Source organism: Arenicella sp. 4NH20-0111 (assembly GCF_040366405.1).
Classification (GTDB): Bacteria; Pseudomonadota; Gammaproteobacteria; order Arenicellales; family Arenicellaceae; genus Arenicella.
On sequence record NZ_BAABWF010000003.1, the window covers coordinates 293,614 to 313,884 of the forward strand.

General features: G+C 46.2%; 17 protein-coding genes. 9 read left to right on the top strand and 8 right to left on the bottom strand.

From position 1 onward, the window contains the following. Positions 1-49 precede the first annotated feature (49 nt). The 4 genes from ABWW54_RS08640 to pntB all read left to right on the top strand — a co-directional run bounded on the left by ABWW54_RS08640 (position 50) and on the right by pntB (position 4,444). Entirely contained in the window at positions 50-865 is an 816-nt protein-coding gene (locus ABWW54_RS08640; RefSeq protein ID WP_353411847.1) for an MBL fold metallo-hydrolase, read from the top strand. Positions 866-998: 133 nt separating this feature from the next. Beyond that, on the top strand, positions 999-1,253 hold the full coding sequence (locus ABWW54_RS08645; protein ID WP_353411848.1) for a hypothetical protein: 255 nt from the start codon (positions 999-1,001) through the stop codon (positions 1,251-1,253). A gap of 247 nt (positions 1,254-1,500) precedes the next feature. Continuing rightward, positions 1,501-3,042: a Re/Si-specific NAD(P)(+) transhydrogenase subunit alpha gene (locus tag ABWW54_RS08650; RefSeq protein WP_353411849.1), complete on the top strand. Its 1,542-nt coding sequence runs from the start codon at positions 1,501-1,503 to the stop codon at positions 3,040-3,042. A 16-nt stretch (positions 3,043-3,058) separates the two neighbouring features. Beyond that, positions 3,059-4,444, top strand: a complete 1,386-nt coding sequence (pntB, locus tag ABWW54_RS08655; RefSeq protein WP_353411850.1) for a Re/Si-specific NAD(P)(+) transhydrogenase subunit beta — start codon at positions 3,059-3,061, stop codon at positions 4,442-4,444. A gap of 92 nt (positions 4,445-4,536) precedes the next feature. Here the strand turns inward: pntB and ABWW54_RS08660 are convergent, their stop codons facing one another. Beyond that, positions 4,537-5,994 (bottom strand): amidohydrolase family protein, encoded by a 1,458-nt coding sequence (locus tag ABWW54_RS08660; protein WP_353411851.1) that lies wholly within the window; start codon positions 5,992-5,994, stop codon positions 4,537-4,539. Between the two features lie 113 nt (positions 5,995-6,107). Then, positions 6,108-7,160: a helix-turn-helix domain-containing protein gene (locus ABWW54_RS08665; RefSeq protein WP_353411852.1), complete on the bottom strand. Its 1,053-nt coding sequence runs from the start codon at positions 7,158-7,160 to the stop codon at positions 6,108-6,110. Between the two features lie 193 nt (positions 7,161-7,353). Between ABWW54_RS08665 and ABWW54_RS08670 the strand changes: the two genes are divergently transcribed. From ABWW54_RS08670 to ABWW54_RS08690, 5 genes are all read left to right on the top strand, one after another. Further along, positions 7,354-8,127 carry a hypothetical protein gene (locus ABWW54_RS08670; protein ID WP_353411853.1) on the top strand — a complete coding sequence of 258 codons (774 nt, stop codon included), beginning with the start codon at positions 7,354-7,356 and terminating at the stop codon, positions 8,125-8,127. Between the two features lie 4 nt (positions 8,128-8,131). Continuing rightward, the gene (locus ABWW54_RS08675; protein WP_353411854.1) at positions 8,132-9,718 is read left to right on the top strand and encodes a hypothetical protein; all 1,587 of its coding nucleotides are present in this window, start codon (positions 8,132-8,134) and stop codon (positions 9,716-9,718) included. 21 nt (positions 9,719-9,739) lie between these two features. Beyond that, positions 9,740-11,455, top strand: a complete 1,716-nt coding sequence (locus tag ABWW54_RS08680; protein ID WP_353411855.1) for an Hsp70 family protein — start codon at positions 9,740-9,742, stop codon at positions 11,453-11,455. 53 nt (positions 11,456-11,508) lie between these two features. Further along, positions 11,509-12,528, top strand: a complete 1,020-nt coding sequence (gene dusA / locus ABWW54_RS08685; protein ID WP_353411856.1) for a tRNA dihydrouridine(20/20a) synthase DusA — start codon at positions 11,509-11,511, stop codon at positions 12,526-12,528. A gap of 187 nt (positions 12,529-12,715) precedes the next feature. Next, positions 12,716-15,064: an AsmA family protein gene (locus ABWW54_RS08690; RefSeq protein WP_353411857.1), complete on the top strand. Its 2,349-nt coding sequence runs from the start codon at positions 12,716-12,718 to the stop codon at positions 15,062-15,064. Positions 15,065-15,143: 79 nt separating this feature from the next. Here the strand turns inward: ABWW54_RS08690 and ABWW54_RS08695 are convergent, their stop codons facing one another. The 6 genes from ABWW54_RS08695 to trpE are packed head-to-tail and all read right to left on the bottom strand — an operon-like array spanning position 15,144 to position 19,955. Next, positions 15,144-15,560 carry a VOC family protein gene (locus ABWW54_RS08695; RefSeq protein WP_353411858.1) on the bottom strand — a complete coding sequence of 139 codons (417 nt, stop codon included), beginning with the start codon at positions 15,558-15,560 and terminating at the stop codon, positions 15,144-15,146. 33 nt (positions 15,561-15,593) lie between these two features. After that, on the bottom strand, positions 15,594-16,007 hold the full coding sequence (locus ABWW54_RS08700) for an OsmC family protein (protein ID WP_353411859.1): 414 nt from the start codon (positions 16,005-16,007) through the stop codon (positions 15,594-15,596). Between the two features lie 22 nt (positions 16,008-16,029). Then, positions 16,030-16,827: an indole-3-glycerol phosphate synthase TrpC gene (gene trpC, locus ABWW54_RS08705; protein WP_353412080.1), complete on the bottom strand. Its 798-nt coding sequence runs from the start codon at positions 16,825-16,827 to the stop codon at positions 16,030-16,032. A 13-nt stretch (positions 16,828-16,840) separates the two neighbouring features. Further along, positions 16,841-17,860, bottom strand: a complete 1,020-nt coding sequence (trpD, locus tag ABWW54_RS08710; protein ID WP_353411860.1) for an anthranilate phosphoribosyltransferase — start codon at positions 17,858-17,860, stop codon at positions 16,841-16,843. A gap of 13 nt (positions 17,861-17,873) precedes the next feature. Then, positions 17,874-18,443 (bottom strand): aminodeoxychorismate/anthranilate synthase component II, encoded by a 570-nt coding sequence (locus tag ABWW54_RS08715; protein ID WP_353411861.1) that lies wholly within the window; start codon positions 18,441-18,443, stop codon positions 17,874-17,876. A gap of 12 nt (positions 18,444-18,455) precedes the next feature. Further along, positions 18,456-19,955, bottom strand: coding sequence for an anthranilate synthase component I (trpE, locus tag ABWW54_RS08720; RefSeq protein ID WP_353411862.1), 1,500 nt, complete (start codon positions 19,953-19,955; stop codon positions 18,456-18,458). Positions 19,956-20,271: the final 316 nt, after the last annotated feature.

Here is a 20,271-nt window from a genome sequence, read left to right on the forward strand (position 1 = left end):
TAACATATTGATTACGCGGCCTTATTTTAGTCGCTTTGGAGGGAATAATATGCGAGGTTTAATCAAAGCTTTTTGTTGTGCATTGGGTCTTATGATGTTGATAATTCCTCTGCAAGGTTACGCTCACGAGAAAGGTCAAACGCAGGTTACCTATTTGGGCAATGAGGGGCTCTTATTCGTTGATGGGAGCACGAAGGTTCTTTTTGATCCGTTTTTCCATAATGATTATGGTAGCTATCAATTGGTTCCGGATCGTGTGCGTCGCGCTATTTTCGAATCCACGCCGCCGTTTGATGGCGTGTCAGTCATTGTTGTAAGTCATGCTCATGGGGATCATTTCGAGGCTCAAGATGTTGTTAAGTATCTTAAGGAGCAAGCGCATGTAAAACTTGTTGGGCCAAGACAAGCGATTGATGAGGTGCTAAAGCTTGACTCCAGCCTTGAGAAGCAATTGATATCGATTGCTCTCGACTTTGGAGATAAGCCCATTGCGACGACGTTGCCAAACATAAAGATTGAGAGCGTGAGAATTCCTCATGCTGGTTGGCCGCAAAGAAAAGATGTTTCGAATTTGGTTCATAGAGTGACCCTTAACAAGCGTAAAACAATTATGCATATGGGAGACGCAGACCCGAACGACAGCCATTTTGAGCCTTTTGAAGCTCACTGGAGGAGTCAACCTACTGACGTCGCATTCCCTCCCTATTGGTTCTACATCACTGAGCAAGGCCCTAAGATTCTGGATACAAGAATTAACGCCAATCGATCAGTGGGAATTCACGTTCCGATGAGCGTACCAAACGCTCTGAGAAAAGCCGAAAGAGAATTTTTCCATACCCCTGAGCAAATCGTGATTGTTGAGTAAGTTGAATCGTTTGACTATTTGCCACGTCAGTGGCGTGGTGACCTGTAATCGACAATTGGTGCACGATTCATTCGCGAACACTGGATTTGCATCTCGCATTACGATTAACTTTGGTTTTCATTGACGTAGTTTAGTGCTAAACGTCAAAGAAGCTACTACCTTTGACGAAGGTTTCATAGAGACACGGGCTCGCGTGATAGCGTATGGCATTCAGGCAAGGTCTGAGCGGTTTCCTAACGAAATACACTATGACTACTTCCCGCTTCCGACTCTGATGGAGGAGTGCAAATGGGGTGCAGAGGCTAATAAAGGGGCTGCGGGATTACAATGCAATGAATCTAAGTATTTGAAGGTGGTTTTGTCGTTAAATACCGTCCACACATCCTGATGGTTTCATCCGTAAAGGATTGTGAAACAGTCTGTTGTAAACGGGGCTCCTCAGCGCAGAATTCACTTCTATGAATGAAATTTTTTCATCATTTCCCTATTTAATGCTGGGCATGAGGTCGGAGAAATGTCATCAAGGCTGGCCACGTACCGCCTTGCTCGTATACACTCAGGTCGGTTTGCCAATCTAAACAGTAGATTGCTGCCAGATTATCAACGATAACCAGATCGATTTGGAGCTGTGAAACATGATCATTAGTATTCCTAAGGAGTCATATAAAGGTGAGAAGCGCGTCGCGTTAACACCTGAGTCCGCCAAGCACATACTAAAACTTGGACACGAATTACGTATTCAAGCCGGAGCCGGCAAATTAGCCGAGTTCTCCGACGCTGAATACAAAGAAGCCGGTGTAGAGGTCGTTAAAGCCGACGCTATCTGGGCCGACACTGACATCATCATGAAAGTGCGGGCGGTCACTGAAGACGAAGCGGCTAAGGTGGCCGAGGGCACCACGCTGATCAGTTTTTTTTGGCCAGCTCAAAACGAAGACTTCTTAAACACGCTCGCTGAGAAAAAGATCAATGTGATCGCCATGGATTGCGTTCCAAGGTTATCGCGTTCGCAGAAAATGGATGCCTTGAGTTCGATGGCCAATATTGGAGGGTATCGTGCGATTGTCGAAGCATCCAATCAGTTTGGGCGCTTTTTTACCGGACAAGTCACAGCGGCTGGAAAGGTTCCGCCTGCTAAGGTAATGGTGATCGGTGCTGGTGTCGCTGGGCTTGCCGCTATTGGTGCCGCAAAAGCCATGGGCGCCGTGGTCCGAGCGTTTGATACTCGGCTTGAAGCTAAGGAGCAAGTAGAGAGTTTAGGTGCCGAATTTTTAGAGCTGGAATTCGAAGAAGATGGTTCTGGCGAAGGTGGCTATGCTAAAACGATGAGCAAAGAGTTCATCGACGCAGAAATGGCGATGTTTCGTGAGCAATGTAAAGAGATTGATATTATTGTCACCACCGCTTTGATTCCCGGACGCCCCGCGCCAGAACTGATTACTAAAGACATGGTCGAGAGTATGAAGTCCGGCAGTGTTATTGTTGATTTAGCCGCTGAGCAAGGGGGCAATTGTAAGCTATCCAAAGCTGATAAGGTGGTAACGCATAAAGGCGTTAAAATCATTGGTTATACCGACTTGCCAAGTCGCTTAGCGACCCAATCATCGCAGTTGTACTCGACTAATTTACGTCACATGTTGACCGACCTAACTCCTGAGAAAGACGGTGTGGTTAATATTAATATGGAAGACGAAGTCATTCGAGGCGCAACGGCTTCTTTCGAGGGTGAGGTCACTTGGCCAGCTCCTGCGCCTAAATTATCAGCGGCCCCTAAAGCACAGCCAAAGCCTGCGGTGGTCGCGCCTGAGCCAGTACCTGAAATGAGTAATGCCACTAAGGCTAAAATGACCTTTGGCGCTATGGCGTTAGCCTTGGTCGCTTTATTAGGTGTTGGTTCGGTAGCGCCACCTGATTTCATGAGTCATTTTACGGTGTTTGTATTGGCCTGCTTTATTGGTTATCAAGTTATTTGGAGCGTAACGGCATCGTTGCACACGCCTCTTATGAGCGTCACCAACGCAATATCAGGAATCATCGTCGTTGGCGCAATACTTCAAATATCGTCAACTTCCGGAGTTGTTCAATTTCTTGCATTTATCGCCATTCTTATTGCTTCGATCAACATCGCAGGCGGATTTTTGGTAACTCAGCGTATGCTGAAAATGTTCAGCAAATAAGAGTAGGAGAATTATTATGTCTATGGGAACTATTTCAGCGGCTTACATTGCCGCCGCGATTCTCTTTATCTTGAGCCTAGCTGGTTTGAGTAATCAAGAGTCCTCTAAACGAGGAAACTGGTACGGTATTATTGGGATGGTCATTGCGGTTGTCGCAACGATTATGAATGAAAGTGTCGACAGTTATGGGTGGTTAATCTTGGCGGCCGTGATTGGCGGTACTATTGGCGCTCGTCTTGCCGCTAAGGTTGAGATGACTCAGATGCCTGAGCTAATTGCCATTCTCCACAGTTTTGTTGGTATGGCAGCCGTACTCGTTGGTTTTGCCAGCTATTTTGATCCGGCCTCGAATCTACATGGGGCAGCTGAAACAATTCACAATGTTGAAGTGTATCTTGGTATTTTGATTGGCGCGGTGACGTTTACTGGGTCGGTAGTCGCTTTCGGCAAGCTGAACGGTAAGATCGGAAGCAAACCATTGTTGTTACCAATGCGGCATCAATTGAATATCGGAGCCGTTGTTCTTTGGTTCATCATCGGTTCTTGGTTTTTAGGTACTGATCACGGGGAAGGAACCTTTCCTCTTATATTGATGACGCTGATAGCATTTGCTTTTGGCGTGCACATGGTCATGGCCATCGGTGGTGCCGATATGCCAGTGGTCATTTCAATGCTTAATTCTTACTCAGGTTGGGCTGCCGCGGCGACTGGTTTTATGCTATCAAATGATTTATTGATTGTCGTGGGTGCTTTGGTTGGTAGTTCAGGCGCAATTTTGAGCTACATCATGTGTCGAGCGATGAATCGTAATTTTGTTAGCGTGATCATGGGCGGGTTTGGTACAGCTTCGAGCACCGATGACGACGGCGAAGAGCAGGGCGAGGCGATCGCAATTCAAGCCGAAGAAGTAGCTCAATTGATGTCCGATGCAGGCAAAGTTGTGATCGTGCCGGGTTATGGTATGGCCGTGGCCAATGCACAGCATGCAGTGTCTGATTTGACCAAACAATTGCGTGACAAAGGAGTGGATGTCCAGTTTGCCATTCATCCGGTAGCGGGGCGAATGCCTGGCCACATGAATGTGTTATTGGCTGAAGCTAATGTGCCTTACGATATCGTATTAGAAATGGATGAGATTAATGACGAGCTAAGCGACGTTGACGTCGTGGTCGTTATCGGGGCTAATGATATTGTGAATCCGGCAGCGTTGGAGAATCCAAACAGTCCCATTGCTGGAATGCCAGTGCTCGAAGTTTGGAATGCTAAAACGGTTATTGTTTCTAAGCGATCCATGGCGACAGGGTACGCTGGTGTAGAAAACCCTCTTTTCTTTAAAGACAACACTCGTATGTTATTTGGTGATGCCAAAGACAGTGTGGATGCAATTAAGTCATCATTGTAGTTACGCCAGGAAATACTCATCTTATATTTCCTCGTGAAGTACTTACTGAAATGCCGCTCTAAGAGCGGCATTTTTTTTGTCCTTGTCTGATATTAGAACGATGCAAAACGAGTGACGAAATCGTCAACTAGGTGGCCAAATCCGATGAAAATATTGGCGGGTTTTAGGCCAGACTGCTTTAATGCGGAGATGTCGTTTTGATCAAAATAGTAGCCATGTTTTATCACCGCCCGTGGCTCTGATAAATAACTTACGTCTTCGAGAGGATTGTCGTTGAGTAGAATTAGATCGGCGTCCTTTCCTACAGAGATGGCTCCCATTTTGTGCTGCAAGTTTAGAGCCTTCGCCGAATTGATCGTTGCGGCTTGTAGTACCGACAGTGGTGGAAGACCTGCTGCTTGTAACAATTGCATTTCTTTGTGGGTAGATCGACCAGCGACCATAAACATAGTTCCCTGATCCGAACCGACTAATAATGGGATGTCTTTATCGTGGGCTTGCCGGGTAATATCCATCAGTATTTTGAGAGTCGATACATTCCATTCGGCCTGTTCTTTAGACGCTTCAAGCCATCTTTGCACGCTTAATTGACCTAACAGGAAGCGAAAAAAGGGGTTGATTCGTTTTAATTCTATCTCAGCCACCACTCGTTCTTTGTGTAAACTGAGCTGCGTTAGATGGTCGTAGGTAGCGAGTGTTGGCGTTAGAAACGTGTCGCTCGCTTTAATCTTGGAAAGGTGGTTGTTTAATACTTCCTCATCGAAGGTGAAATTCATCATCGTTTGGTAGATCTCTTCTACGTGTTCGATTGATTGAAATTCATTCAGCGCGCTCGTACTAAAAGAATTTTCCGATACCCAAGCAAACGGACCATGTTTTGCAATCGGGATGTTCAGCTCTTTCGCCTTTCTAATGATAGCGAGTAATACGTCTTTTGGCAGAAAATTGTAGACTTTCAATAGGTCGTAACCTGCGTCATGGTAGGTCTGAACAGCATTCTCTGCTTCGTCAACTGTCGTTAGGCTGTGTTGAAATACGTCGCTGTTGGCATTGTCTAATACTGGCGACGCGCTGTAAATTGAGGCACCAAGCCATTCGTGAGCATTGATCTCAGCCTTCATTTGCAAATGAATCGGAAAGCCTCTCATGTTTCGCACTGAGGTAATGCCCCGAGCGAGGCTGTTTACTAAATCTTTACGATCATAGATATGCGTGTGCATGTCTATTAATCCAGGTATGACGTAATCGTTGTTCCCGTTGATTATTCTGAATCCCTTTGGTGGGGGGGAGCCTGCCTCATGAATGGCGTAAATTTGACCCTGCTGGATCGTTATCTGCTTTTGATTAGCAATTGAGCCCGTAGCAACGTCTATTATTGAAACAGGTTCAATGACTATGTCTCGGCGCGAATCAACGAGTTGTTTATTTAGGTAAAGGTCGCTAGGGTGAGAAAAGCGAGACGCGAAGAGGGCGCCTGTGGTGGTTACGATGACAATGACCAAAATGGAGATTACAGGATACAGTAGGAATGTGATTTTCCGAGGCAGCATGACGTAAAGTTCTTTGAGTTTGAATTACGCGGAACTTTGCTGCATTACTAATGAAAAAGCGTCCGAATTGATGATCTGGGACGGACCAGTTAGGGGTTGGCAGTGAAAAAGGCTCAGCCCTGGGTGCTCAGGAACTGGGTTGGCGTTAAGCCCACTTCGCTTTTGAAAGCCGCATTAAAGCTCGACTTTGAGTTAAACCCTGAGTTAATTGCGATCTCTAATAATGAGTATTTCTCTGTGCCGTGTGTTGATAAATGTTTTTTAACTTCAGTGACCCTAAGTTTATTAATGTACTCACAGAAGTTTACGCCGGAACCTTTATTAATCGCGGCGGAAACATCGCGTATATTTAAGCCCGTGTGCAGCGCGATGTCGTGCAGCGATAGCCTCGGCTTTCGAAATAGCGCCAGAGATATGATTTGATCATTAATCTGATTGAATATCGTGCGATCTAAATCATCGGGTAGAGGTTTTTTTAGCGAAGTCTCGTACTCGTGTAAGCTATCGAACAACAAGGGCTGTTTTAGCGCGTGAAAGATAAGCGTGGCGTATAAACAGAAGACCGACAGTTGATGAATTGCATACCAACTGTTCATCAGCTCATAAGGAAGCCGTGGTTGTAAGTTTAATCTGATGAGGTCTGTAAGGCCAAGCAAAGCAAACACCAGCATGATCCAGTTAAGCCAAGATATTCTCATGTCTAATGCGGCGGAACTCATTTCGGAGGCCGCCGCGTTATAGCTGAGAATACGCTGATAAGAGAGAATGCCATAAATCAGTAAGCTTAAAGACCCTGCTGCGATAACGTATTGGCTGTGTGCTGTAAAGAAAAGCCCAAAGGAGGCAGGAGCGAAATGTATGAAATCGACTTTAGACCAAGGCGTTTCGTTAAAAGTGAGGTGTTTAACAAACAGATAGAATGCTGGGCCGGTGCACAATGTGAATACTGGGGTTATAAGAATTGTTTGTTTAAACAATCCAGTCTCCTCCGAGAAATTGAATACCATCAACAACGCTTCAAAGAACAAGAGCAAGCAGAGCGCTCTGATTCTGGGTTTGCTCCACAGCAGAATGATGCCGTACACACACAAAGCAAAAAAGAGAATTTCGATTACATTGACTGGCCGCAAGGGGTAGCTTGCAATCAACGGATTTAATGCGCTCATGGATGCTGACCTTAAGGTGTCGAAACGGTGATCTATGATAAGTGGAGCATACCTCGCTTTCGAGCTAACTATAAGTAGGATGCCAAATCTCCGAGCCACTCAATTGGCAGAAGAGGGCTAAAAAATAGTTCTACTTCGCAGCTCGCTAGAGTTGTTGTATAGTCTCAGACGAAACAATAAAGTCAGCTATAGAATGAATCTTTTTGGATGGGCTATTTTAGCCGTTGTTGCTACGATTATCGTCGTTTCTCGGTATTTGAGTAATCGTAAATACGCACAAGGACCCGTTATCAGTATCAGTAACTTGAGGTTTGAACCAGAGATAGGGGCCACACTGAAATCTCACGAGCCCGTGTACCTTACATTCGATTATTATTATGATAACTTTGATGAGCCCTTGTACGTATGGGCAACCGTGGACTCTGAAGAGTTGGCGTCGACTTACCAAGGCTCTAATGATGAAATGACGCCGGGGCCTGGTGAAATCAATCGATATTTTTTTCTTAAAAAGGCAGGGCACGTTGGCTCGATTCAAATTGAAGCGAAAACTAAGGAGCTGAAATCAGTCTTTCAGCAACAGGTCGATGTGGATTTTCTTTTTGAAACTAATGAGGAGATGGAAGCGAGAGCAGAGGATGGCATCGGTTCGAGAGTCGTTTCGGTATCATTCAGTCATCGAGAAGGAACTCCCATCGATGCCGGGACTCAGGTATTTATTGATATTGAGTATGACATCACGTCGAATGAAGGGCTCGATATTTGGGCGATCCCTCAGACCGATTTAACGATGACCTATGAAGGAACGCAACACAAAAGTAATGGGGTGGGGCGCATTACTAAATACTTTACGGTTGCTGAACCAGGGCGCCTTGAGTCAATTCAGATTGTGATGGCTAATATGGCGGGGGAAACCGTCTATTCGAGCCTCGTCGATGTCAATTTTGATTACGTGGCTAAGGATGTGTGAATCGATGTCAATCTGGGAAATACTGGCAATTGAGCCAACTGACGACTTAAAGAAGATAAAGCGAGCGTATTCGTCGAAACTTAAGGTCCACAGACCTGACTCCGACCCTGCAGGGTATCAAACACTAAGGGAAGCGTTTGATGAAGCTAAACGTTTGGTTAAGCAAGGACTGGTTGATCTGCCTCTATCAGGTAATAGTGAGCTTGAAATGCTCAACGAGACTGAGTCAGATTCGCCGCCAATGTTAGATGTGGTTGAGGATGTACAGCCGCGCACAGAAATTGAGTCAGAGGGAGAATCTGAGAGTGATGGCGATGATATGCTCGTCAGCGAGATCAATGAAAGAGAGGATGAAAATCCGGATGTTGCGCATTCGAAAATGAGCGATAGAGTGTTTGCGTTGGTGCAAGAAATACATGAACTGGTGCGCGATGGAAAGGAAATAGAGGGTGTTGCACTTTTTCGAGAGCATCTCAAACTTGACGAATTGGTGCCTGTGGATTACAGCAAGGGGTACGAGCTGCAAGTATTAGAGTATCTAAATTGGTGGTGCGAGAAAAGAGTCGAGGACGCTGAGTCGTGGCTTCCGCTGGGGTTTATGAGGCAGTTGATAAATCATTATCAATGGCACACTTCCAGTCTGAATGCACTGTCAAAATACCCTGCCTTGGAACAGTTGTATGACACCATACATCAAAATAGTGGCCTCGGATTGTTACAACGAGTTAGAGACAAACAAGTTGACGCTAACCAATTCGAAGTAAGCAGTAGTGATCGATTACTTGGGCCATATCGGCCAACGTTTTTTGCGTTTATCTCGGTGAGCTCTGCGCGCAAAATGGCAACGTTTAACTTACTTAATCGTATTGAAGAGATGAATGATTCTTCTTTTGATTTCGAGTTAAATACCGAAACCGTTAAATGGTGGCTGGATGCTCGGCAGCGGTTTCTCTTTGAGATATGGATGTTGTTAGTTGGGCTGTTTTTTGGTGCTGCTTTACTTGGGTTTATCACGGATGTATTGGAAGCGAAGGCAGAAGTGTCAACCGCGCTTTTGAACCCTCTGGTCACGGCGGGTTTATATGCGGTATGCGTCGCCGTCTCGAGCTATTTGGTCTTTAAACTGTTTCAGTTGATTTACTATTTGCGAGTTTTACTAACCAAAAAAATAAGCCGCTATTCGGGGGCTTTACAGGAGTTGATCGTCGGTGCTGTGTGCATGGTGATTGTCGTGGCCGCTGAAATTGTCAGAATTGACGCGCCTTACCTTGCTTCTGTCACTGGTTTTGTTTCTGTGTTTGTCCTTACATACTTCTATCGATATCGTGCATTTTGGATGTTTGCAGCTTGTTTGTTTATGTACGGAGGTTTTCAAATGGACAGGGAAGAAAACTCTACTTCGCCAGTAAATTTGGAGTTTATCGTGCCAGTGCTGTTGGCGAATACCCTGCTCTTTTGGGGGTATTTAGACTTTAAAGCCAAGCAGCGAGAGCGTAAATATCAGATAGAGGACATGAGCGCAGAGATGGTCTCGGGCGTATGCTTTTTGGTGGTTTTGACCACGTTTGCATACTCTTTAATTGCGCTGTAGTTTAAGACTCCTGAAAAGAAAATGAACACAACGAAGAGTAAAAGCATGATCGTAGGAATCGACTTGGGGACAACCAACAGCTTGGTCGCGTTTGTCGAAGAAGGTTCGCCAAAAGTAATACCTAACGCGTTAGGGAAAAATATCACACCTTCTGTGGTGGGCTTAAATGACGATGGTGAAGTAATTGTTGGTGAAGCCGCAAGGCAAAGATTAACAACCCATCCGGATAAAACCATAGCGACCTTTAAGCGCTACATGGGCACGGATCGTCGCATTGGTTTGGGGCGCAAACAGTATCGTGCCGAAGAGCTTTCGGCGTTAGTTTTAAAGTCTCTTAAAGCTGATGCTGAGAGTTACTTGGGGCAAAAGGTCGACGATGTGGTCATCAGTGTTCCGGCCTATTTTAATGACGCACAGAGAAAGGCCACCACGGCGGCTGCAAAGATAGCTGGGTTGAATTTGAAGAGATTGATCAATGAACCTACTGCCGCGGCAATTGCCTATGGGTTGCATAGTGGCATCGACGACAGCACGTTTATGGTATTTGATCTAGGAGGTGGGACGTTTGATATTTCCATTCTCGAGCTCTTTGACGAAGTTATGCAAGTCCATGCCTGTGCCGGCGACAATCACTTAGGAGGAGAAGACTTTACAAAACTGTTGCTTCATCACTTTTTAGACAAAAGCGGTCTGACGTTTAAGAAACTTGATCAAGAAAGCCAAGCTTTATTGTTGAGGTTAGCCGAAAACGCAAAAGCCGTGTTGTCTTCTGGTGAGAATGCGACCATGCAATTCGAGAAGAAAGGCAAACATCATGAGTGGGTCGTGACCATAGCGGAGTTCGAAAAAATAGTGGAACCATTGCTGGTGAAGCTTAGAGAACCTATCGTCAGGGCGTTACGAGATGCGGACCTCAAGGCGTCTGAGTTAGATTGCATTGTCATGGTCGGTGGCGCTTGCCGTATGCCGATGATTCGAAAAAACGTTGGCAAGTTGTTATCTAAACTGCCGTTGGGCAACATTGATTATGATCAAACTGTCGCACTAGGTGCGGCAGTACAAGGCGGGTTGATCGCTCAAGATCAGTCGTTAAACGAGGTGGTGTTAACCGACGTCATGCCTTATTCTCTGGGTGTTGGTGTGGTGAATCCAAATGCACGATTTGAGGGAGACTTGTTGTTTAGTCCTATTCTAGAGCGCAATTCTCCAGTGCCTGTGAGCAAGGTGGAGCCTTTTTTTCCTAGTCATGAGAAACAGAAAACCGTGAACTTGGGCATTTATCAAGGTGAGTCTCGTTATGCCACCGATAATGTGAAGATTGGCCTTGTCTCAATGCCCGTTACTCCAGGCCCAACGGATGAAAATCAGTTGGATGTACGTTTTACTTTTGACCTGAATGGAATACTGGAGGTACAGGTGCAAAAAGGTGACGACGTAAAGCGTTTGATCGTTGAAGGAAATCCAGGGGTGTTAAGTAAGCAAGAAGTGCAGGCATCCTTAGAGAAATTGTCTGAATTGAAAATGCACCCTCGCGAAAAGTTAGAAAATGTCGTGGTTTTAAATCGGGCCGTTCGGTTGTATTCGCAAAATATCGGTGAGCGTAGGGACTTTTTGGCCGATATTATCAGTTTTTTTGAAACTGAGTTGGCTACTCAGGATTTAGAGAAAATTGCGGACGCTCGCCAGAGAGTTGAAGAAGCGTTAGATGAAATTGACGATGACCCCTTAGGTTTGTAGCAGCCAACGTTGCATAGTCAAGTAGCGTCGATGTCGGTTTTGCGGGGGGACTGATGACGTTGGCACCTCGAGTTGCTACACTCCGCCACATGAATACTCACGCCTCCATTGATCGCACCTTTTGTGTGGCCCCAATGCTCGATTGCACAGATCGGCATGAACGTTTTCTCGCCCGGTTGATATCCAATAAAGCCGTTTTATATACGGAGATGATCACCACGGGGGCGCTCATACACGGAGATAGGCCGCGTTTTTTGAGTTTTAATCAGTCAGAGCACCCGGTTGCCTTGCAGCTTGGAGGCTCTAATCCCGACGCAATGACGCAATGTGCGGAATTGGTGCAGCAGTGGGGCTATGATGAAGTCAATATTAACGTCGGATGCCCCAGTGATCGAGTGCAATCTGGTAGCTTTGGTGCATGCTTGATGGAACAACCTAATTTGGTTGCTGAGAATGTTAGGAAAATGCAGGCCGCTGTCGATATCCCGGTGACCGTCAAGTGTCGAATAGGGGTGGATGATCAAGATCCACGAGACGCTCTTTGGCGCTTGGTCGAGTCGAGTGCAGAAGCGGGTTGCAATACGTTTCTGGTGCACGCGAGAAAAGCGTGGCTGAAAGGGTTAAGCCCCAAAGAAAATAGAGATGTGCCGCCACTCGATTACGCGTTAGTCTATGAGCTTAAGTCTTGTTTTCCAGAATTAGAGATTGTGCTGAATGGTGGCATTAGCACCATAGAGGATTGTAAGAAGCACTTAGAGCAAGTGGATGGTGTCATGATGGGACGTGAGGCTTACTCGAATCCTTACATCTTGTCTCGAGTAGATACAGAGCTGTATTTAGACGATACTGAGGTGGTCAGCCGAGATCAAGTTTTAGAACAATACATTGAGTATATAGAGCAGAACTTAGAGAACGGGGTACGTCTAAACCACATGAGCAAGCACGTTGTGGGTTTATATCACGGTGAGCCTAGATCCCGTTTGTTCAGAAGACACATTAGTGAAAATGCGCATAAGCCCGAATCAGGATCAGAAGTGTTGCGTCAAGCATTTGAAAAAATGGTTTCCATTTAACGGTTTTGTATTTTACTTTTGATGTGAAAAGAAAACGGGTCGTTAATTATTCGTTCATGTGACCTTCGTATACTGTGAGTTCTTGATAGTATGCTGGGGTGGCCAGTTTAATTTGCCAAACTCAGTTTGGTTTGAGTGTTAAGTTTGGTCTTTAAGTTAAGGAAATTTTTAAAATAGGGTGATGCTCATGAGAGTTTTGAAGTGGCTTCTAGGTTTTTTAGTGACACTGACGGTGTTAATCCTTGCCGCGGTGATTATCGTCCCGATGGTGTTTGACCCCAACGATTATCGCGATGATATTACTCGACTTGTGAATGAAAAGACCGGTCGAGATCTCAAACTCAACGGAGAGCTGACAGTGTCGGTTTTTCCTTGGGTGGGTATCCGTACTCAAGGTTTGACGTTTTCTCAGCCACCGCAAATCGGTGGCGAAATGATGTCGGTCAAAACCGCACAGCTCAGAGTTAAATTTACACCTTTATTGAGTCGTCAGGTTCACATAGATACGATTATCTTAGAAAGTCCCAAATTGCACCTTGTGACGTTAGAAGGCGGAATTGACAGTTTTAGCGGGCTATCGACTACGGCAGATGATGGTTCAACGGAAGACATTACCCCAGATGATGGTGCCGGAGCTGCGGTGGCACTCGTCGTGCAAGGTTTGGAGCTCACCGAAGGGGCACTATTGATCGAAGATCGAGCGGCGAATTCAACAACCCAGGTTTCAGGCCTCAATTTGATTACTGGAAATTTGTTGGGTGACACATTGGCAGAGATTTCCGCGTCAGGTCAAATTAGTATGTCAGATAGCCCTGATGCGATCGCCTTTCAACTAGAGTCGCAAATGCAGGTCGATGTTGACACTCTGTCGGTCAAGGTTCGTGAGCTAAGTGCTAAGGTGACGCAGGCGCAAATGGAGGCGGTGTTAGATATTGACTCAGTCGATGTGGTGGACAGTTCAACAATTTCGCTCAAAGGCACCCAGGTGAACCTGAGTGGGCCGATTGAGGCCGGATTGGCCATACCTGGCGCGACAGCAGATCTGGATTCACAAAAAGCCAATATTCCTGAGCTGGTGATTGAAGCTGGTGGTTTTAAAGCCATTTTGGCAGATTTGGTTGCCGCGAATTTTATCGACGCTCCAACAGCATCGGGCCGTTTAAGTATCCCAAAATTCAATGTGCAAAATTTTCTTAAAGATTTGGACGTTGATTATCAAACTACGGATCCTGCCGCTCTAAAGAGCGTCGGGCTGGAGGCTGTTTTTTCGGGTGGTTTAGAGTCGGCTCAAGTTAAGGATTTGGTGCTAACTCTGGATGATTCAACTCTTAAGGGGGCTGCGTCTGTTTCTGACTTTGAAAATCCGAGTGCTAAATTCGATCTACAGTTAACGACTTTGGATTTAGATCGTTATCTGCCACCATCAACCGATGATGCAGGCGCAGACGATGAGGCCGTCTCCGGTGCAGAGGCGTTGGCAGTACCTATGGCTATGTTTAAAGAGATCAACGCGAATGGTCAGTTCAAGGCTGAGACTTTGATAGCCAGTGGATTGACGTTAGACGATATAGACGTGCAGGTTCGGTCACAGCAAGGCAGTGTTACTATCACGCCGACCGCTTCCCTGTACGACGGAACTCTGGACGGTCAAATCGCGTATTCTGAAGAAGGTGACACTGCGAAATTAGCAGTAAAGAATGAAGTAGATTTGGTTGAGCTGGGTAAGATGCTAAATGCCGCAGAGGTTACTGATCAATTAACCGGTATTGGTTCCTTGTTGGTGGATTTGGTCGTCACAGAAGTAAACGGGGTACAAAACAATCAAGGCGTAATCAAGTTGCAAGCGAAAGATGGCTCGATTCAAGGCGTGGACGTCAAAGGGATGATTGACAGTGCCTATGCACAGTATCAATCTCTGAGTGGTAAACAGCCTGCTGATAGCCAAGAAGGACAGAGTAAAAGCAGTGATGAAACGAAATTTGCGGAGCTGTTTGGGACATTTAATGTTAACAACAATATCATTACGAACGATGACTTCACACTTCAAGCGCCCCTCTTCCGTGTTGGTGGCGAAGGCACCATCGACATTGAGAAGCAGGTCTTAAATTACCTTGTTGAAGTAAAAGTGGTTGCATCAACAGAAGGTCAAGGCGGAGAAGCCATTGATAAGTTGAGCGGAATACCAATTCCTATTCGTTTTACAGGAAGTTTGACCGAGCCAAGCTACTCGATCGACTTTAAACGATTGTATAAAGGGCTGTTTGCTAAAGAGGTTGACCGAAAAAAAGGCGAGCTCTTGAAAGAAAAGTTCGATATTGAGGGTGGGGAAGAGCTTTCTACCAAAGATGTCCTTAAGGGGATTTTGGGTAGAAAGTTAGATAAAAAGGATAAGAGAAAAGCGCAGGAGCGCCCACTGCAAGAACGAGATGCGAGTTCGGGTGAAACCGTTCAGGAAGCCCCAAAAGATACTCGAACAGAGAAGGAAAAAGCGAAAGATGATCTTAAGAAAAAGCTATTGGATAGCATTTTTGACTAGCGTGCGAGTTCCTTATTAAAGAGTTTAGAATGCCTTCTCATCGTGCTCTGCTCTTAGAGCACGATGCAGCCGATAAATACTAGGCTTTTGAGGGGGTGGAGCGCCCTTTAGAGAGGGGCGGATGAAAGATGACCTGAACAACGTTGTTTTCAGGATCATAGCAATAAAAGCTCCGTGCTCCGTCGCGGTGCGTTTTGGGTTGTGAGGCCATTTTTACCTGATTTTCTGTCAAAAATGCAAACCATTCATCTACGCCGTCAATGTCGTCGACAATAATGCCAGTGTGTGCGAGGGTTTGAGCTTTTGCGCCGGTATCGTTGACAACATGCAGGGCTAAGTTATCCACGCCGCTGCATAAATAGACGTTCTCAGGATCAGGGCGCCATTCGACTTCAAAGCCTAGAAGGTCAGCGTAAAAGGCCTCCACTAAGGATAAATCAAGTACATTTAAAGCGACGTGCCGCATTCCGGCGTGTGTTGGGCGAACTAATGTCATATTCTTTCCTAACTAAAAGAGAACCCCGTGGGGTTATTCTGTGATTTCAAAGGAGTGCGTTATTTCGGCTGTCTTACCCAGCATGATGGATGCTGAGCAGTATTTTTCAGCTGATAAATGAACCGCCTTGCCAACGGCCTTTTCCGTGAGCTTCTCTCCTGATACCTTGAAGTGTAAATGAATCTTTGTGAAAACTTTGGGTTCTGTCTCGGCGCGTTCAGCTTCGATGTCGGCGGTGCAGCCAGTAACGACAAGTCTGCGTTTACGCAATATATGGACTACATCAAAAGAGGCGCAGCCTCCCATTCCAACAAGTAAAGTCTCCATCGGCCGAGCGCCTTTGTTTTCCCCTCCAAAGTCAGGCGGACCATCCATCAAAATGTCATGGCCTGATCCAGTGGTGCCCTTAAAGTTTACGTTGTGTAATAGGTCGACTGTTACTTTCATCGGGGTCTCTCGTTTGTTTTGTCTAAAAGAATAGTTCCGCCAGTCTCTCGCCGGGGTGGTCTGCGCGCATGAACGCCTCACCGACTAAAAACGTATTGACGGAATGTTCACGCATCAGTGACACATCCTCAGAGGTGTGAATGCCACTCTCAGTGACAACGATGGTGTCGTTGGGAATGTCAGGAAGCAAATCAATGGTGTTATAAAGCGAGGTCTCGAAGTTACGTAAGTTTCGATTGTTGATGCCAATCATTTTCACACCCAATGCCAGCCCGCGTTCAAGTTCTTGCTGATTGTGGACTTCAATTAACACATCCATTCCCAGCTCCTCTGACCTTCCGGCAAGGTCTTGCATCAATCCGTCCTCTAGTGCAGCAACGATGAGTAAAATACAATCGGCGTCCATCGCTCGGGCTTCATAGACTTGATAATCGTCCAGCATAAAGTCCTTTCTGAGCATTGGCAAAGAACACGCTTCGCGTGCTTGAGCGAAGTAGGCGGCACTGCCTTTGAAGAATTCAACGTCGGTAAGAACCGACAAACAGGTAGCGCCGTGTTTCTGGTAGTCTTCTGCAATTGCTCTAGGGTCAAAGTCAGGGCGAATTATTCCCTTGCTTGGGCTGGCTTTTTTTACTTCAGCAATAACCGCAGATCGATTTTGAGTTAACTCGTTATTAATTGACTTGATAAAGCCACGCGACGGCGGGGTGTCGTCTGCGCGAGCCCGTAAGTCTTGAATAGGTTGTTTGGACTTCGCATGAGCAACCTCATTGGCTTTATGTGCCATGATTTTGTCTAAAACGTCAGAGCCTGTGGACATCACCGCGTGCATACTAAACTACCTCGTTTGTTGCTTTAACATAGCTTTCTTTAGCCAACAATGCCTTGCCTGAATCAATCGATTGAGCAGCCAACACAACGCCCTCTGCGAGTGAGTCGGCAATGCCGGATACGTAGATAGCAGCGCCTGCGTTGAGTAAGACAATGTCTCTGGCGGGCCCGGCTTTACCAGCTAAAACGTCGTTGATGAGCGCTAGCGATTCAGCCGGATTTGATACGACGATCTCGTTTATATCGGTTTTCTTTAAACCAAAATCTTCAGGCGCTATTTGGCAAGTGATAATCTTGCCGTCTTTCAATTCACTTAACGTGCTTGCGGCCCCAATACTAATTTCATCCATGCCATCATCTGAGTGCACTACCATGGTGTGGGTGCTTCCCAGTTGTTGGAACACATTCGCCAATGTTTCTGTTAATTCTCTGGCAAATACCCCAACCACTTGGCGTTTGACACCCGCGGGGTTAGTGAGAGGACCTAAGACGTTAAAGATCGTTCTCACTGCCATTTCTTTTCTTGGGCCGATGGCGTGCTTCATCGCGCTATGATGCATCGGGGCGAACATAAATCCGACGCCGGCTTGTTCAATAACTTTTGCGACCTGTTGAGAAGTCAGGTTTAGGTTAGCGCCAGCTTGCTCAAGCAGGTCGGCGCTGCCTGACTTGCTCGAAACAGACCGGTTTCCATGTTTTGCTACTTTGGCTCCTGCTCCTGCGGTGACAAATGACGAGGCTGTCGAAACGTTAAATGTGCTTGTTCCATCTCCGCCAGTGCCAACTATATCCACTAAAGGGCTAGCGTCAATCGTTACTTTCTTGGCTAGCGAGGCCATTACTTGCGCTGCCGCTGTGATTTCATTCACCGTTTCACCCTTCATTCTAAGGGCGACCAATAAGCCTCCGATTTGTGCATCAGAGCACTCACCGGTCATGATTTGACGCATGACTGCTTGCATCTCAAGTTGGCTCAAATCGTGTCGCTCTATGACCTGAGCGATGGCTTGTTGAATTTTCATGGTTACAGCCTCGCTATAGTGTGGTGTTTAAAAAATTTTGAAGGAGTGCGTGCCCGTGCTGTGTCAGGATGGATTCTGGGTGAAATTGCACCCCCTCTATTGCTAAGTCTTTGTGCCGCACGCCCATTATTTCTCCATCAGCGGTCCACGCGGTTACTTCTAAGCAATCGGGTAAAGACGTTTGCTGAATTACTAGAGAGTGGTAGCGTGTCACGGTAAACGGATTCTCAAGCCCAGAAAAGACCCCTGTGTCGGTGTGTTCAATTAATGAGGTTTTCCCGTGCATGATTTGCTGTGCACGTATCACCTTTCCTCCAAAGGCCATGCCGATGGACTGATGCCCAAGGCACACGCCCATTAATGGCACCTTACCTTTGAAATGTTCAATCACGGATAGCGAAATTCCAGCTTCGTTTGGAGTGCACGGGCCGGGCGAAATCATAATCCGGTCAGGGTTGAGCTTTTCGATTTCGTTAATGGTTATTTCGTCGTTGCGAAATGTCTTTACCTCTTCACCCAGCTCACCTAGGTATTGTACTAAGTTGTACGTAAACGAATCATAGTTGTCGATCATAATTAGCATGCTAATACCTCCTTAAAATCCGAAGCCAGTGGTTGCGAGCTCAACGGCTTTGACCATGGCGCGAGCTTTGTTGAGAGTTTCCTTCCATTCATACTTAGGAACCGAGTCTGCCACGACGCCAGCTCCAGCCTGGATGCTCAGAACGCCATCTTTGATGACAGCCGTTCTAATTGCAATGGCGGTGTCCATATTACCATTCCAGCCTAAATAACCCACCGCACCACTGTAGATGCCTCGTTTGATTGGTTCGAGTTCATGAATGATTTCCATGGCTCGAATTTTTGGGGCGCCGCTGACTGTACCCGCAGGGAAAGTTGCTTTGAGTACATCAATGGCATCGACTCCCTTTTTTACTCTTCCTTCAACGTTAGAGACAATATGCATTACATGCGAATATCGCTCGATAATCATCTGATCAGTTAGCTCGACCGAGCCAGTATCAGCAATTCGTCCAACGTCATTGCGGCCTAAATCGATTAACATTAAGTGTTCCGCAAGCTCTTTCTCGTCGTTTAGAAGCTCATCTTCGAGTGCTAAGTCTTGCTCATGGGTTAGGCCACGTTTGCGGGTTCCGGCAATTGGTCTAACAGTAACTTTCTCATCTTCCATTCGCACTAATATTTCAGGAGACGAGCCGACAATGTGGAAGTCACCTAAGTTTAGAAAGTACATATATGGAGAGGGGTTTATAGTACGGAGTGCTCGATATAGATCTATGGGTTCAGCTTCGTAGTTGGTCGATAGCCTCTGCGATAATACGACCTGCATGATGTCGCCGGCCTCGATGTACTCACGGCATGTTTGAACGGCCGCCTCGAAGTCGTGTTTGGCAAAGTGCAATTGGTAGTCGTCTTCATGCACCACCGTTCCTGATCTTAGCGCTTGTGGTGCAGAGAAACTGCTGGCCAATTTTTTGACGCATTGATCTAGTTGTGTTTGCGCGTCGGCGTAGGCATTAGGGTTGCTAAGATCGGCAACGCTGACAATAAATATTCGACCGGCTAGATTGTCAAATACCAGTACATTCAGGGACTCCATCAGTAAGATATCGGGAGCCCCAATTTCATCCGATTTATGTTCGAAAGAGAGCTTCTTTTCTATATAGGCGATGGTTTCGTAGCCAAAGTATCCAACCAGACCACCGATCATGTCCGGTAGGCCAGAATATTCGTGAACACGATACAGTGATTGCAAAGATCTTACGTCATCTAACGCATTGTCTACCTGTTGGCTCTCAATAACGATCCCGTCGACTTCGGTGGTACGTGTATTGCCGTGGTATTTGAAGACTTTGCCGCAATTGAGTCCGATGATGGAGTATCTTCCCCATTTATCTCCGCCTTGAACCGACTCGAATAGGTAGGTGAATGGTTGGTCTGCTAGTTTTAAGTATGTGCTGACGGGGGTGTCAAGATCCGCTAGAGTTTCACGAACCACAGGGATATGTGTGACTCCGTTCTGTTTTAGAGGGGCGATGTAGGAGTCAAATTCGGCTTGATTGGAAAAAGGCATGGCAATAAATCACAATGTGGGCGAGCAACTCATGAAACGTGGCTCGTAGACTAATATTCAAATAACGGGTGTCTGTGTGTTCTCTAATGAATCTATTAGACGCGCCCACAGAATGCGGCTCACTGGCTTCGCCAGCGCCACCAACAAGTCGAATTTTTTAGTCTTAAGTAATATTGCATTGTTTAAATGAGGTTGAACCCTCGGTAGGCGTATGATTGCCGAGTAAAAAGGATTGGTCAAGAGTTAATGGTTTGTTTTTGAAAGATACTGACTTATGACATTTTCGTTGTATGCTTGTTCAATAGCTAGAGAACGG

Coding starts and splice junctions, on each gene's coding strand:
- ABWW54_RS08640 (WP_353411847.1), top strand. CDS start 50: ATGCGAGGTTTAATCAAAGCTTTTTGTTGTGCATTGGGTCTTATGATG.
- ABWW54_RS08650 (WP_353411849.1), top strand. CDS start 1,501: ATGATCATTAGTATTCCTAAGGAGTCATATAAAGGTGAGAAGCGCGTC.
- pntB (WP_353411850.1), top strand. CDS start 3,059: ATGTCTATGGGAACTATTTCAGCGGCTTACATTGCCGCCGCGATTCTC.
- ABWW54_RS08660 (WP_353411851.1), bottom strand. CDS start 5,994: ATGCTGCCTCGGAAAATCACATTCCTACTGTATCCTGTAATCTCCATT.
- ABWW54_RS08665 (WP_353411852.1), bottom strand. CDS start 7,160: ATGAGCGCATTAAATCCGTTGATTGCAAGCTACCCCTTGCGGCCAGTC.
- ABWW54_RS08670 (WP_353411853.1), top strand. CDS start 7,354: ATGAATCTTTTTGGATGGGCTATTTTAGCCGTTGTTGCTACGATTATC.
- ABWW54_RS08675 (WP_353411854.1), top strand. CDS start 8,132: ATGTCAATCTGGGAAATACTGGCAATTGAGCCAACTGACGACTTAAAG.
- ABWW54_RS08680 (WP_353411855.1), top strand. CDS start 9,740: ATGAACACAACGAAGAGTAAAAGCATGATCGTAGGAATCGACTTGGGG.
- dusA (WP_353411856.1), top strand. CDS start 11,509: ATGACGTTGGCACCTCGAGTTGCTACACTCCGCCACATGAATACTCAC.
- ABWW54_RS08690 (WP_353411857.1), top strand. CDS start 12,716: ATGAGAGTTTTGAAGTGGCTTCTAGGTTTTTTAGTGACACTGACGGTG.
- ABWW54_RS08695 (WP_353411858.1), bottom strand. CDS start 15,560: ATGACATTAGTTCGCCCAACACACGCCGGAATGCGGCACGTCGCTTTA.
- ABWW54_RS08700 (WP_353411859.1), bottom strand. CDS start 16,007: ATGAAAGTAACAGTCGACCTATTACACAACGTAAACTTTAAGGGCACC.
- trpC (WP_353412080.1), bottom strand. CDS start 16,827: ATGTCCACAGGCTCTGACGTTTTAGACAAAATCATGGCACATAAAGCC.
- trpD (WP_353411860.1), bottom strand. CDS start 17,860: ATGAAAATTCAACAAGCCATCGCTCAGGTCATAGAGCGACACGATTTG.
- ABWW54_RS08715 (WP_353411861.1), bottom strand. CDS start 18,443: ATGCTAATTATGATCGACAACTATGATTCGTTTACGTACAACTTAGTA.
- trpE (WP_353411862.1), bottom strand. CDS start 19,955: ATGCCTTTTTCCAATCAAGCCGAATTTGACTCCTACATCGCCCCTCTA.